The sequence below is a fragment of the Larkinella humicola genome (genome assembly GCF_008727875.1).
Taxonomy (GTDB): domain Bacteria; phylum Bacteroidota; class Bacteroidia; order Cytophagales; family Spirosomataceae; genus Larkinella; species Larkinella humicola.
On record NZ_VTWS01000005.1, the window covers coordinates 632,821 to 648,505 of the forward strand.

Annotated in this window: 8 protein-coding genes; 4 read left to right on the forward strand and 4 right to left on the reverse strand. The window is 52.5% G+C overall.

Annotation, left to right across the window (positions count from 1 at the left end):
- Window positions 1-240: 240 nt before the first annotated feature.
- The 3 genes from F0P93_RS21325 to F0P93_RS21335 form a co-directional block, all read right to left on the reverse strand.
- On the reverse strand, window positions 241-2,706 hold the full coding sequence (locus F0P93_RS21325) for an ABC transporter permease (protein ID WP_150879688.1): 2,466 nt from the start codon (window positions 2,704-2,706) through the stop codon (window positions 241-243).
- Between the two features lie 173 nt (window positions 2,707-2,879).
- Complete coding sequence (locus tag F0P93_RS21330; RefSeq protein WP_150879690.1) at window positions 2,880-3,485, reverse strand: hypothetical protein; 606 nt, start codon at window positions 3,483-3,485, stop codon at window positions 2,880-2,882.
- A gap of 71 nt (window positions 3,486-3,556) precedes the next feature.
- The gene (locus F0P93_RS21335; RefSeq protein WP_150879692.1) at window positions 3,557-5,911 is read right to left on the reverse strand and encodes an ABC transporter permease; all 2,355 of its coding nucleotides are present in this window, start codon (window positions 5,909-5,911) and stop codon (window positions 3,557-3,559) included.
- A 43-nt stretch (window positions 5,912-5,954) separates the two neighbouring features.
- Here F0P93_RS21335 and F0P93_RS21340 point away from each other — a divergent pair, with 43 nt between their 5' ends.
- Window positions 5,955-6,422 (forward strand): Uma2 family endonuclease, encoded by a 468-nt coding sequence (locus tag F0P93_RS21340; RefSeq protein ID WP_150879694.1) that lies wholly within the window; start codon window positions 5,955-5,957, stop codon window positions 6,420-6,422.
- Between the two features lie 38 nt (window positions 6,423-6,460).
- On the opposite strand, the gene F0P93_RS21345 is transcribed toward F0P93_RS21340, so the two are convergent.
- The gene (locus tag F0P93_RS21345) at window positions 6,461-8,854 is read right to left on the reverse strand and encodes an ABC transporter permease (RefSeq protein WP_150879696.1); all 2,394 of its coding nucleotides are present in this window, start codon (window positions 8,852-8,854) and stop codon (window positions 6,461-6,463) included.
- Window positions 8,855-9,786: 932 nt separating this feature from the next.
- Between F0P93_RS21345 and F0P93_RS21350 the strand changes: the two genes are divergently transcribed.
- From F0P93_RS21350 to F0P93_RS21360, 3 genes are all read left to right on the forward strand, one after another.
- Window positions 9,787-12,966, forward strand: a complete 3,180-nt coding sequence (locus F0P93_RS21350) for a SusC/RagA family TonB-linked outer membrane protein (protein ID WP_225309583.1) — start codon at window positions 9,787-9,789, stop codon at window positions 12,964-12,966.
- Between the two features lie 22 nt (window positions 12,967-12,988).
- Window positions 12,989-14,836, forward strand: a complete 1,848-nt coding sequence (locus F0P93_RS21355; RefSeq protein ID WP_150879700.1) for a RagB/SusD family nutrient uptake outer membrane protein — start codon at window positions 12,989-12,991, stop codon at window positions 14,834-14,836.
- Window positions 14,837-14,922: 86 nt separating this feature from the next.
- The gene (locus F0P93_RS21360) at window positions 14,923-15,657 is read left to right on the forward strand and encodes a hypothetical protein (protein WP_150879702.1); all 735 of its coding nucleotides are present in this window, start codon (window positions 14,923-14,925) and stop codon (window positions 15,655-15,657) included.
- Window positions 15,658-15,685 lie beyond the last annotated feature (28 nt).

Genomic DNA, 15,685 nt, shown 5'->3' on the forward strand with positions numbered 1-15,685 from the left:
AGCCCTCTGGAAGGGTGATCTGCTAATAGAAAATCTCGGTTTCAGCAGGAGCGGTTTAAGCATGTTTTTTAGACCGCTCCTCCGGAGCTTGCAATATGTAGGTGACCAGCGTTTCTATTGACAGGACAGGCCTCCGGCCTTCACCCGAACGATTCCTTACTCCTCACGCTTAACTGATCACTCATTATTCTATACTCTCAATTCCTCACTCTTAATTCTTAACTCTTCATTCTTAACGCATTATTCTGAACGCAGTGACTTCACCGGATTCATCAAAGCCGTTCGAATGGAGTGGTAGCTGACCGCAGCCAGCGCGACAGAAACGCCCAACGCTCCCGCGAGCGCAAAAATGGGCCAGTTCAGCGGAATGCGGTAGGCAAAACTATCCAGCCAGCGGTTCATTAGCCAGGTCGATAGCGGGATGGCCAGAGCGAAAGCCAGCCCCACCAGCGTCAGCGTCCGGCGGTTGAGCAAGACCCAGAGTTGCCCCACGGTGGCGCCCATCACTTTGCGAATACCGACTTCCCGCATCCGGTTGATGGCCTGAATGCCCGCCAGCCCGAACAATCCCAAAGCCGCGATCAGCAACGCAATGCCGGTGGCGAGTTGGGTCAGCGTGGTCCAGCGTTGGTAGTCGCGATACCGGGCTTGCAGATCCTGATCCAGAAAAGAATACTCGAAAGGTTGCCCGTCGGAAAGCTGCGGCCAGTCGCGGGCAATGCGGGCGACTTTGTCGGACAGATGGCCGGGCGTCAGTTTCAGGTAAAACACGCCCTGAAAGCCCAGATCCAGTTTGTAATATGCGGGCTGAATGGCTTTGGTGAGCGGTTCGATGTTGTGGTCATTCACGACGCCAATCACCGTCCGCCCATTCAAGGTTTCCAGCGGTTTGTTGAAAACCAGCTCCTGACCCAGCAACTTCGCCAGCGTTTCGTTGATCACCACCGCCTTGACGCTTTTTGCCGTATCCGATCGAAACGCCGGCGAAAAAATCCGGCCCTGTTTGAGTTTGATTCCCAGCAACGTGAAGAAGTTGTAATCGATGGCCTGTTGCAAGGCCCAGTATTTCTGTCCGTTGATCGTGGTGCCGTTGCGGTTAAAACCGTCTTCGCCGTAACCGCCCGCACTGCTCGCTACCAGCAATACGTCCGGGTTCGCCGACTGATACCGCAGCAACCGTTCATAAATCCGGGGGCCGCTGCCGTCCTCAAACGGTTGCAGGTTTTTGACCTTGAGAACCAGTTCTTTCGTCAATCCCAGTTCCTTTTCCTGCACAAAACTCAACTGTTTATGCATCGTAATGGCCGCCGTCACCAGCACCAGCGACAACACAAACTGCGTTCCCATCATCGCCTGAATCACCAGCGGATTGATTTTGTAGGTTCGGTTTTGACCCAGAAACAAATTCGGTCGTAGACGGGCGAACAGCAACGCCGGATAAATTCCCGCGATTACGCTGACCGCCAATACCATGCTCAACAAGCCCAGCAAATTACCCGCCTGAAAAACGTCGAAAACCGTCAGCGTCCGGTCGGTCAGGCCATTGAAGGTCGGCAACAGCAGCAACGCCAGCAGCAGGCTGATGACCGACGCCAGGCCCACAACCAGCACGGTTTCCAGCCAGAGCTGCACGGCCAGGTGTTGCGGAGCCGCCCCCACCACTTTCCGAACGCCCACTTCCTGCAAACGCCCCGCCAGTTTCGACAGCGAAATGATGATGTAATTCAGACCGGCCACGAGCAGAATCAACAGACTGATGGACACCAGCAGGTACACATTCGTCGGCGAAACCGTACGGTTCCAGCGTTCGCTGAACGAAAAATGCGTATCGGTCAGCGGGCGAATGGTCAGTAAAAACGGGTTATTGGTCAGGCGGTCTTTGTGTTCAGGCGACGCTGATTTGAGCATATCACCGATCACTTCGTTGAAGAGTTTCGGTCCCAGATTAGCCAGTTTGGCCGTAGCCTGCGGCAGCGAAGCCGTCGGACTCAGTTTACCGAATGTATGGACATTGCTCGTGTTGTACCGTTGTTCGAGTTGCTTCTTGTAGTAGTCATCGCTCTCCAATCGCACCACCAGTTCGGCGGTGAGTGCCGTGTTCGACGGCGGGTTTTGCATCACGCCCGAAACCGTGTAGAATTTACCATCGTACCGGATGGTTTTGCCCACCGGATGATCGTTCGCAAACAGTTTCTGCTTCAGCCGTTCCGAAATCACCGCGTTGTGCAAACCGGCCAGCACCTGCTCCGGGCGACCCACCGTCAACGGAATCGAGAAAAACGTGAAATAATTGGAATCCGCAAACAGAATGGCCTTTTCATACACCGCGTTCGTTCCGTATTTCACGATGCTTTCCTGAAGCCTTGTCATTCGAACGATGTCCTGAAATTCCGGCATTTGCTGTTTGATTTCCATCCCGAAAACCACCGGAAAGATCAGACTCCGGTGTTCTTCGGCCGGAAAAAACGGCAGGTTGAGCGGGTGCCGTTTCGGCTTCCCCTCAAAATCAAACAAATCGGTCGATTCAAACCGGTAGATGCGGTCGGCGTCGGCCTGAAACCGGTCGAACGAGCGTTCATGGCGCACAAAGGCGTAGGTCAGCAGGCCGAACGCCAGGGCAACGGACAAACCCGCCAAATGGATACTGGAATAAACCGGATCGCGCCGGAGGCTGCGGAGAGCGACTTTGAGGTAGTTTTGAAGCATGGTTCAGGACGTTTTAGCACCTCTTTCGGGCCATTTTTCAATAGACGGATTGAAGTGGACGCGTGTTGCACCGTCGATTCGTTTTCGAATGAAATAAAAAATCCCGGCTGAAGACGCGAGCCTTGAGTCGGGATTTTCAATCCATACCGGATCAGTTATTTATCGTTCACTGCTCACTTTCGCGCATTCGACAGGCCCAGCGTTCGCTCCGTTTCGGCAATGAGCTGCTGTTTTTCGGATTCGCTTTTGCCCTGTAAGTTGATCGTCCGCTCGAAAACGTGTTCTTCGCCGTCGAGCTTGTATTCATACTTCATTTTCAGGCGGTTATTTTCGGGATCTTCGATAAGGGTTTTGGTATACGGCGTTCCATCCGGTGCCACAATCACGTTTTTCGGCAACTGACTGTCCTCATTTTTCGACCGGTTGCCGGATATGCCGGTTCCCCGCGCAGCTACGGCCACTTCGCCCGATTCATAGCGCGTTGGTCGGACACCACCCCGGGGGGCCACCGGCGGCTTGGGCGCGCGGGGCGGACTGACCACGACATGGACGCCCAGTGAATCCTGAATCGAGCTGATCAATGCTTCTTTTTCTTCCTTGCTCATCCCCATCGCATCGAACTCCTGATCGTAGTGAATGTTGCGGCTGGGCTGTTCAACGTCGATCTTTATACGCAACGTTTTGCCATTGTCATTGATGCTCCGGCTGATCGACGAGCGTTCCTGGGCGACAGCCGCGACGCTGATTCCGAAGAGTGCGAGGGTAATTGCTGTTTTCATGTGTTTACTGTTTTAGGGAGAGTACCCTGAACCCGCACCATTCCAAAGGCTACCCGGGCGGTTCAGGGTGTTCATTCTGATTTTAAACTGTTAACCGGATTCATTAATGCGGCATTGATAGACTGAAACGACACCGTCAGCACGGCAATCAGTGTGACCAGACCACCCGCTGCTGCGAAGAGTCCTCCTTCCAATCCGACACGGTACGCGAAATCCTGCAACCAGCGATCCAGCGCATACCAGGCAACCGGAGCAGCAATGAAAAAGGCAATGAGAACTAACTTGAGAAAATCTTTGGAGAGCAATAACACCACGTTAACGACGGACGCACCTAAAATCTTGCGTATCCCGATCTCTTTTGTTCGTTGCCCGGTTGTAAAGGTAACAAAACCGAATAGTCCTAAACAAGAAACCAGGATGGTTAATGTGGCGAAACCATTAAAAACTGTTGCCAACACCCGGTCTTTGTGGTATTGAGCCTCAAACGATCGGTCCAGAAATTCATAATCGAACGGATAGAGCGGGTAATGTTGCTGCCAGATGGTTTTCACCACCGGCAACTGATCGGCCCGCAGGTTCAGCATAACGCTGCTGGCCGGAACGGTGTTGTACACCAGCACCAAAGGTTCGATCAGGTTGTGCAGGGAGCGATAATGGAAATTCTTCACGACGCCAACCACCTTCCCCTTGTGACCAAATCCGTCGATTGTCTGCCCGATGCCGTCCTTCCAACCCGCCAGTTTAACAAACGCTTCATTGACGAGAAATCCCCCTTTCAAATCGGCTTTCGATTGCGACGACAGGTTGCGCCCGGCTTTCAGCTTCATGTTCAGTAAGGGTAAAAACTGGTCATCCACAAACAGGAAATTACTCATCAGTTCCCGTTTTCGTCCATTGCTCCGGAAGGTCGTGGAGGCCATGGGCAGCAAACCCGATGGCTGCAAACCGGAGCCCAGCGTCACCGCGCCGACCTCACTGCGGTTTTTCAGGCTGTTGGCAAACGCGGTGGCGGCCGCCCGCGCCGTCGAGTCGTCGGGCAGGTGAACGCTCAGAATGCGATCTTTCGAAAAACCCAGATCTTTGGTTTGCAGAAAATTCATCTGCCGGCGAATTACCAGAACCCCGGCGATCATGCCGACGGCTAGCACAAACTGAAAAACAATCACGGACTTTCGCAACCACGCGCCTTTTCCGTAGCTGCCCAGCCGCCCTTTCAACACCTCGACCGGGCGGTAATTGGACAACACAAAAGCCGGGTATAAACCGCCTGCCAGCGTGATCAGCAGCCACGTAAAACCGATCAGCGGCACGGCTTCTGCGAAGACGATTGACAGGCGGATTTGTAACAGTTCATTGAAAAAAGAAAGGGCCAAATACACCAGCACCACGGCAATACCGACCGAAAAACCGCTTAACAAAAACGATTCCAACAGAAATTGCCGGATCAACTGACCGCGTTGGGCGCCGTTGGCCTTCCGAATCCCGACTTCTTTGGCGCGTTCGGTGGCTTTGGCCGTCAGCAGGTTGATGTAGTTCAGCAGGGCAATGGCCAGGACAAATACCGACAGAAAAGCGAATAGATACCCGTACTGTTTGTTGCCTTTGGGCGTATCGGCCATTTTGCCCTGGCTGTAATGGACGTCTTGCAACACCTCCGCCGGGAAGCTGAGCGAGTAGCCCTCCGCGCCCATTTTTTTCAGTTCCGGGTTAGCGTATTTATTCGCAAGCTGGGTTAGTTTTTTACCGAAACCCGCCAGATTGGGTTCGTCCCGGAAAAGAACGTAGGTATAACACGGAAAATCATCTTCCACCCACGACCGGCTTCCGGTGAACACTTTGGAAAGCAGGGCGCTCACGGGCAAATCGGTATTGCTCGGCGCATCGGACACCACGCCGGTGATCTGAAAAAGCTGCTTGTTGAATTCGAGGGTTTTTCCCAGCACATCCGTCTTCCCGAAATACTTTTTTGCCAGCCCTTCGGTCAGAACCGCGCTGTTCGGATTTGCCAGCGCCGACGCCGGATTTCCCGCCAGAAATGCATACGAGAAAACCGAGAACACTTCCTTGTCGGCGTAATAGACGTTCGATTCTTTGAGCAACTTATCCTCATGGCGGATGACGGCATCCGTAGGCAGCAAACGCACGGCGGTTTCGACTTCCGGGTAATCGCGTTTCAGCGCTTCCGCCAGCGGAACCGGGCTGGAGGCAATCGACAAAACCGACTCCGGCGTTTTCATATCAGTCGTCACGCGCACGATGCGGTGGGCGTTGGCGTGGTAGCCGTCATACGAAAACTCGTGGTCGACATACAGCGCCATCAGCAGACAGGCCGCCAGCCCGATGGCCAGCCCACCGACGTTCAAACCGGTGTAGAGTTTGTTGCGCCAGAGGTTGCGCAGGGCGATTTTGAGGTAATTGCTCAGCATACTCTTACTATTTTTGTTACATTTGATAAAAACTCAAAGCGCTATGGAAACACCCCCGTATGATGTATTCGAGGAGTTTCAAACGGAAGATGTCATGTCGTACAACCACGCTAAGCTTACGTATCGTCTCACGAAAAGCCTTGGTCAGTATGATGAACTATTCGATATTCTGCCGGAACTGGAGTTTGATCTTTCGCACGGTCGGGCAAAACCGGATGTTGCCATTTGTCTCCCTGGAAAAGCAAACTGGCTCAAAGACATCATTCGTCCCACAACTCCACCGTTGATCGCCATTGAGATTTTGTCCCCCCGGCAGGCGTTGTCGGACCTCACCGACAAGGCATTGGACGTGTATTTCCCGTCCGGCGTAACAACTGTCTGGGTTATTATTCCTCAGTTCAAGCAAGTAACCGTGTTATCCCCTACTCAACAGGAGGTCTTTACCGATGGCACTTTACGCGATGAGCTGACGGGTATTGAATTGAGTCCTGCTTCCCTGTTTCAAGAATAGTCTTCGACCGAACCGACTTTGTGTTCTTTCTTTCAATTTTACTCCGTGCGCAAACTCTTCACCGGATTCGCCAAAGCCGCTTTGATGCTCTGGAATGAAACCGTCACCAGAGCGACCAAAACCGCCAAACCACCCGCCAGCGCGAACATCCACCATGCCAGACTGATCTTATAGGCAAAATCCTGTAACCATTGATTCATGGCGTATCCCGCAATCGGGCTGGCAATCACCATGGCTACCACCACCAGTTTCAGGAAGTCTTTCGAGAGCAGCGCAACAATGCCGGCCACCGACGCGCCCAGCACTTTTCGAATGCCGATTTCCTTCGTCCGCTGAACGACTACCAACGACACCAGACCGTATAACCCGAGTCCGCAAATCAGGATGGCGATGCCGGCAAAGGTGTTGACCAGCCGGAAAATCAGGTTCTCGGTTTCGTAGAACTGCGCCAGTTGCTCGTCCAGAAATTCGTATTCAAAAACCGCATCGGGAAACTGTTTCTCCCAAACCTTCTGAATGCGCTGAACGGTTTGCTGCGGATTGTGACCCGAAATCCGAATACCGATCCGCTGATACATTTTAAAGTAACTGGCAATGAAACAGGGCGCAATTTCGTCGCGCAGCGACCGCAGGTGAAAGTCCTTCACCACCCCCACAATCGGCAGCGCAACCGGCGACAGGTAATACTGCATTTTGCGGCCCAGCACCTGCTGTGGATCACGGATGTTCAGCTTCCGCAGAAGTGCTTCGTTGATGAGGTATTCCCGAATCGTATCGCTTTCGGTCAGGTTACGGCCCGCAACGAGTTGTAAGCCATACGTTTTGAGGTAATCGGCATCGGCCAGCCGTTCCCGAATCGGGAAATCCGTCCATTCGGCCCTGTCGCCAAATTTGAACGAACCGCCGTTCATAATCAGGGCGGATGGCGGGCGGTGGCTGGCACTGATTGATTTAATTTCAGGATACTGAAGCAACTCATTCTTAAAGGTTTCCCGTGACGCTTTCTGTGGGTCGGGCAAGTTCACGATCACGACATTGTCTTTTGTAAAACCCACATCGGTCGTCTGGATGTAACGAACCTGCGTGGCTACCACCAGCGAGCCGATGATCAAAGCCTGGCAAATGACAAACTGCAGGACGATCAACGACTGCCGTACGGAATAACTACCCCCCGATTTAGCCGACAGTTTCCCTTTCAAAGCCGCCCACGGACTAAACCCCGACAACACTGCGGCCGGATAACCACCCGCCAGCAGAATGACGACCAGAACGAGTAGCGCTGTAAAACCAAGCGTCAAACCGTCCGGACGCAGCGACAAACCGATGTTGACCCACCGATTGAAAACCGGCAGACTCCCTGCGGCCATCAGGAGGGCCAACGCGGTTGCGGCCAGCACGATCAGCGCGGTTTCGAGCAAAAACTGCCGAACCAGTTGCCCCCGCGTACTGCCGAGTGTTTTGCGAATACCGACTTCTTTGCCCCGCCGGAGTGCCTGGGCCGTCGCCAGATTGACGAAATTGATGCAGGCCGTCAGCACCAGAAACAGGCCTACCAGACCCAGCGACCAGAGCAGCGACGGGCGGATGGCCGTGGCACCACCCAAAATGCGCCGAACATCGAAATGGCTCTCCCGGAGCGGCTGGAAATGAAAGTGAAGGACGTTGGAACCCAAATGCTTTTTGGCCAGAGCGGGCATGGCAGCTTCCAGACTGCCGACCGATTGGGGATCTTTTAACGTCACGAAAAGCCGGTAATTGCTATTGAGCCAGCTCCAATCCGCCTGATTAAAGTCCGGACTAAACTCCTTGAGGGTTGCAAGGGAAATAAAAAAACGAATATCGGTGTCGGTCGTTTTGGGAGGCTCGGCCAGAATACCGGTTACTTTGGCATCGATTCCGGATTTTAGATTCAGCGTTTGGCCCATCGGGTCGGTGTTGTCGAAATACTTTTTAGCCCACGACTCGGTCAGGACGATGCTGTTGGGTTCACGGAGGGCGGTTTTGGGGTTGCCGCGCAGCCATTGATAATCGAAAATCTTAAACAATTCCGGCTCAACAAAAGCGGTTCCTTTGTGCTCCATAAAGCGAAGCGGTTTCCCGTTCTTCTGGTACGTTACGGTCAGTTCGCGGTTCATGATCAGAAAAGCCGCCTGGTCGACCTGCGAAAAATCCGTACGCAACGCCTGCGCCATCGGCAGCGGAGCTTCGGGGTAGTACTCGACGGAACCGTCGTCGAGGTGCATGTCTGTCACCACCCGGAAAATGCGGTCAAATTGGGTGTGATGCCGGTCGGTGCTGAGGTGGTAGCGGACGAATAGAAAAATGAGCAGTCCGCCGGCCATTCCGATGGACAACCCCAGGATGTTGAGCAGGGTATAGCTCCGTTGCGCAGTTAAATTCCGCCAGGCGATTTTGAAGTAGTTCTGTAGCATAAGCCCCGTTGGCAAGCCTGATTTGGTTGCCCTAAAGGTACTGGCTATCCCCTTCCAAGCATCGTTCTGCCTTATAAACAGCCTGTTAAAAAAAGTTAAGAAACCAACAACTTCGACGTGCGGTAACTATTAAAATATTGAATACGGACCATTGAACAACGAATTTTGAAACGATTGATTCGGTTTTCGTTCTTCAATAGTCGATAGTACTCCTTCATTCCGGCGAAGCGGGTAAGCGGAATCAAAACAAACCGCTGCTTTCTGTCCGCAAATGGGTAAATTTTCGTGCGGCAACGGACAACCCATCAACTTAGGATCATTTGTCTTATTTATCCGACATAAATCCGTCAAATCCGGAACGGCAGTCACCGGAGAGTGACTGATTTTTAACCGGTTTTGACTTCGTTTTGACTTTTATTGTTCCAATATTTTATTATTTATATTCTATTATTAACTTAACGTTTGAAATACGATCCACGCCCCCACGCAGGACTTTTTCAATCTGAATTCGGCAGGCAATTCATTTTACCAATTTTGGTCGCTGTAACAGGCAATAGGATGGTACTATTCTTCCGTATTCTGTTACAAATTGACGAAAAAATTTGGGAAATAATTTTTTCTTTGCATAATTCAATTGTTTCAAACCATCTCTATTAATTATGATAAACACTTACTACAATCATTCAAGTTTTCCCCCTGTTTAACCCATTTCCCATTCTTTTTTGACTAGCACCCCCGGTATTACCAGACGCCGGGGGTCTTAGTGACACCTATAGTCTTCTTGCTGTCCACGCTTCCCTACACCTGAAAGAGTGTTGCCTGTTAAATCTTACCAACTCTATTACTTACTTAATCTAATCCGTCTTATGCGTATGAAAAAGTCTACTCATCGGGTACCTCCAAAAAACAGGTACCTATTGGTGCTTTATCTGATGATTGCTTCTGTCACCCTTTCCTTTGCTCAAAACTCGACCATAAAAGGGAAAGTGACCGGTGGACAGGGAGACGCACTGCCTGGCGTGAGTATCGTGGTCAAAGGCACCACGCAGGGAACCACGACGGCTTCGGACGGCACGTATTCGCTCAACGTTCCGAACAAGAATGCAACGCTGGTGTATTCATTCATTGGATATGTGAGCCAGGAATTAGCCATCGGCGGCCGGTCGGTGATCGACGTGAAGCTGGCTGACGACATCAGTACCCTGAACGAAGTGGTCGTTGTGGGGTATGGTGAGCAAAAGAAAGAAACCATTACGGGTTCGGTTGCCACCGTAAAAGGAACCGATCTGGTGAAGTCACCGGCCATGAACATGAGTAACTCGATTGCGGGACGGATGCCGGGCGTTATTGCTACCAACTCCAGTGGCGAACCGGGTTATGACGGTTCGGCCATCCGGATTCGGGGTTCCAATACTCTGGGAAACAACGACGCCCTGATCGTTATCGACGGTGTTCCGGCCCGGGCCGGGGGGTTCGACCGGATCAACCCGCAGGATGTCGAAAGCATTTCCGTCCTGAAAGATGCCGCAGCGGCCATTTACGGGTCACGGGCGGCTAACGGGGTTATCCTGGTGACCACCAAGCGGGGAAAAACCGGCAAACCGGAACTTTCCTACAGCTTCAACCAGGGCTTTTCACAGGCGACGGTTATTCCCAAAATGGCGACGGCGGCTGAATATGCCCAGTTGAACAACGAGATCAACGTCTATAACCTGCCTCCGCAGTACTGGAAAGCCGCTTCGGATGCTTTCAAAACCACGGGCAGCTTCACCCGCCCCGACAACGGAGCGATTGCCAAAGCCGCTTTTACGCCGGATGACATCAAGAAGTTTAACGATGGCTCTGATCCGTGGGGACACCCCAACACCGACTGGTTCGGCGAAGCGCTGAAAACCTGGGCTCCTCAGGTGAAGCACACACTCCAGTTGATTGGCGGTAGCGAAAACATCAAATACCTGGTGTCGGCCAACTACCAGAATCAGGATGGCTACTACAAAAACTCCGCAACGGGTTACAAGCAGTATGACTTCCGCCTGAACCTGGACGCCAAAGTTAATAAGTACATCAACACGGTGGTGGGTGTGGTCGGTCGTCAGGAAAACCGGTTTTTCCCAACGGTGGGTGCCGGGGCTATTTTCCGGATGCTGATGCGGGGCTATCCGAACAAACCGGCTTTCTGGCCGAATGGGCTTCCCGCTCCGGACATCGAAAACGGTCAGCAACCCGTTCTGGTCACGACGGATGCTACCGGCTACGACCGGGATACACGCTACTACATGCAAAGTAATGCCACCGTCAACATCACTAACCCCTGGATTCCGGGTCTGAAATTCAGCGGCAGCGTTGCCCTCGACAAATACATCCAGCAAGGCAAGAGATGGCAGACGCCCTGGTACGTCTATAGCTGGGACTACACGTCCTATGATGCCAACAAGCAGCCCATCCTGAACCGGGTGGCAAAAGGTCCCGCTCAGGCAGAGCTTAATCAATACACAAACGACCAGTTCAACTCGCTGCTGTCGGGGATTCTAACCTACGATCACGTATTCGGCGGTAGCCACGGCATCACTTTGCTGGCGGGGATCACCAAAGAAGCGTCGAATTCAGCCGGTTTCTCCGGTTTCCGGCGGTATTTTGCCTCCACAGCCATCGATCAATTGTTTGCCGGTGGTAGTGCCGAGAAAAACAGCAACACAACGGCAGCCTGGGAACGGGCGCGGATGAGCTACTTCGGTCGGGCTGCCTATAACTACAAAGAAAAGTACCTCGCCGAATTCCTGTGGCGGTATGACGGTTCGTACATGTTCCCGAAAGCAAGCCGGTGGGGCTTCTTCCCCGGCGTGTCGGCGGGCTGGCGGATTTCCGAAGAGAACTTCTTCAAAAATGCCATTCCAGCCATCAATTCACTGAAACTGCGGGCATCGTGGGGTCAGTTGGGGAACGACCAGGTGTATTTCAACGGTGCCTTGCGCGAGTATGACTACCTGCCTACCTATGCCTATGGAGACCCCGTCAATGCAAACTGGGGCTATGTAACGGGCGGTCAGGTTGCCCAAACGCTGTATGAGAACGGTGTTCCAAACACCACGCTCACCTGGGAAGTAGCCAACAACGCCGACATCGGTCTGGAAGGTTCCGCCCTGAACGGGAAGATTTTCTTCGAGTTCGACGTATTCCAGAACAAGCGGTCGAACATCCTGTGGCGCAAAAGTGCTTCCATTCCGCAAACCACGGGGATGACCCTGCCAGCCACCAACATCGGGAAAGTAACCAACAAAGGCTATGAATTCCGGGTGGGTTACAACGGTCAGGCCGGTGCTTTGAAATACAGCGTGAGTGTAAACGGCGGGTATGCCAAAAACGAAATCACGTTCTGGGACGAAACCCCGGGAGCACCCGAATGGCAGCGTTCAACCGGAAAACCCATTCCGAGCAACGTCAACGATCCAAACCAGCAGAACGGTACGCTGTTGTATCAATATGACGGTATTTTCACATCACAGGCTGACATCGACCAGAATACCCTGGATTACAGCGGTGTAGGAGCCAGCTTGCTGCGCCCCGGCGATATGAAACTGAAAGACATCAACGGGGATAAAAAAATCAACGGCGATGACCGCGTCCGGGCCGACCGCAACAACCAACCCCGGTTCCAGGGCGGTTTTAATGGAACGATGTCTTACAAAGGCTTCGACTTCAGCATCCTGGTTCAGGCGTCGGCAGGTGGTCAGATCTTCCTGCAAACCGAGTCGGGAACGATCGGTAACTTCCTGAAATGGAGTTATGACAACCGGTGGACGGTGGACAACCCCAGCACGGAAAATCCCCGTATCGTTGACCGTAGCAACCAGTACTTCTCCAACGGTACCAGCTACTGGTTGAAAAAGACCGATTACATCCGTTTGAAAAACGTTGAAATCGGGTATACGTTGCCCGCGCTGATCTCCAGCAAAGTGGGATTGAACAACCTGCGGGTTTATGTAAACGGACTGAACCTGGCCACGTATGCACCAGCCATGAAAGGCCTGTTCGATCCGGAATCGACCAGCGGCAGCGCCCAGTACTATCCGCAGGCCCGGGTACTTAACGCCGGTTTATCAGTCAGTTTTTAACTAAATGCTCAATCATTCTCTTATGAACCATATCGTAAAATGCCTGTCGTCCAGTTTACTCGTAGGGATGACGATGGTAGCTTGCAATAGCGATTTTCTGGATACCAAACCCCTCGATAAAGTATCGGGGGATGCGGTCTGGGCAGATCAGGCCCTCTCCGAAGCGTTTGTGACGGACGTCTACAACGGGATTCGGGACGGGATTCTGGACCAGATGAGTTTCGATTGTCAGACCGACAATGCCCTCTACAGTTTTGGGAAACAGGATGTCAACGAAGCCAACGTGAGTCCATCGAACCTGGGAACGGTAAAAAACACGATGGAATGGAGTGCGATGTACTCCCGGATTCGGGCGGCTAACATTGCGCTGGCCAACCTGGCCAAGCCCAAGTTTGACAATGCTACGGTTGCTGCCCGGATGCGGGGTGAAATGTACTTCATGCGGGGCTATTTTTACAACCAACTGCTTCGCTATTACGGTGCTATTCCACTGATCAAGTCGCCTTATACGCTGGATAACCCCGATTTTACCATCGCCCGGAATACCTACGAAGAGTGCGTAAACTCCATCGTGAGTGACCTGGATTCGGCCGCGATCCTGCTGAAAGGAAAAACCCTGACCAGCGGCCGCGCCACGATGGGTGCCGCCATGGCCCTGAAAGCCCGCGTGTTGTTGTATGCTGCCAGTGACCTGTATGACGTTCCAACGGCTAAAGCCAAGTCGACGGTACTTGCCGGTTTTAACAAACCCGAACTGCTGGGATACGTCAGTGGTGACCGGGTTGCCCGCTGGACGAAAGCCCGGGATGCCGCCAAAGCAGTGATCGATCTGAACCAGTATGGTTATAAACTGAACCTGACTGCACCGGTTTCTGCGGCCGAAGGGCAACAGAACTACATCAACATGTATCTGTCGCGCAACGGTGGTGAAGCCGACGGTATCTTCCTGAAATACTACATTCGCGCTTCGTTCGATGATTGGGGTTCGTGGTATCCACGGAACAACATGCCGAACGGTTATCATGGCTGGACATCGAGTGAACCCACTCAGAATCTGGTGGATAACTACGAAATGATGGACGGCACGAAGTTCGACTGGAAGAATCCCGCCCACGCGGCAACGCCTTATGAAAACCGCGATCCGCGTTTCTATGCGTCTATCCTGTATGACGGAGCCCAATGGAAACCCCGCACGCCCGACGGAGCCGGTATTGACCCGGCCGGACAGATTCAGATGGGTGAGTATGAAGTAGGTAGCTCGTCTGCTCCCACCAAATACTCCGGTTTGGATACCCGCAACAGCTCCATCGAAAACTGGAACGGAACCTGGACAGGGTATGCCATCCGGAAGTTCATGGACCCGGATCCAACGCTTGTCGATCAGAACATCCGTCAGGAAGTCCCTTCCATCCAGATCCGGTTTACGGAAGTGGTCTTAAACTACGTGGAAGCCTGTCTGGCACTAGGTCAGGAAACTGAAGCCAAAACCTGGCTGAACAAAGTCCGGTTCCGGGTGGGGATGCCCGCCATTACGGAAACCGGAGCAGCCCTCGTTGCCCGGTATCAGAACGAACGGAACATCGAAATGCTGTTTGAAGATCAACGGTTCTACGACGTTCGGCGCTGGATGATCGCCCCAACGGTATTGGGCAAACAAGCCCAGATCATTGTCATCACCGGTAAACTGAAACCCGGTAAAACTGTGACGACGTATAAGTACAGCAAAGACAATTATACGTATTCCTACAGCGTTCAGGATTTGGGAACCGGTAAGGAAAACCGGAAGTGGGCTGATAAAATCTACTTCCTGCCGATCAGTCGGGACGAGATTAACCGGAATAAGCAATTGATACAAAACCCCGGTTATTAAGGTTCTCTTCTGCCTGTTTACGGAACTGGTGCCAACGTATCGTCATGCGTTGGCACCAGTTTTTGGTGTTACTTCATTCGGTAGCCATGAAAACAATACTGTTTGCGGTAGGAATCGGGTTTGTTACGCCGTGTACACTCCAGGCGCAATCATCGGATGTGATTCGGATTAAAGGCGGATCGGGGGGCGAAAAAGCCGTCTCCGTCCCGGTTCGATACCGCTATGATCAGTTTTGCGCCGGGAAGGTGATCTACCGGAATGGAACCATGGCCACGGCTCGGTTCAACTACAATATTCTGCTGGGCGAAATGCAGTTCATCAATGCCAGCGGAGACACGCTGGCCCTGGCCAACGAACCTGTTGTCCGACAGGTCGACCTCAGTGAACCCACATCCGCAGGGGCTCCCCGGCAAACGGTCTTTCTGTATGATCCCAAAAAAGGTTACCTGGAGGTGCTTGCCGATCATACAACCCTGAAACTAGTGGTAAAACAGGGATTGAAAATGGCTAGAAACGAGAAGGCGGGCGGGTACGATCAATCGTCTGGCACAGCCGCCACAACCACCTACCAGTCCTATTCTTCCGGAAACACGTCCGTTAGTAAACTGGACTGGAAAGGGGATTTGGTGGTGATAAAAGGCCGTGACTATTTTATTATTGACCGAAATGACCGTTCTTATCCCCTCAACAAAGCCAGTCTATTAAAAGTATTTGCTAAACATCGTCAACAGGTACTGGCCTATCTGGAAACAGAATCCATCAATTTTAAACAGGAGGATGATTTGAAAAAACTCCTGAACTATTGCAGTGAATTCCCCTAACTTAGCTCTCCGTGCCTTTTCACTCCTT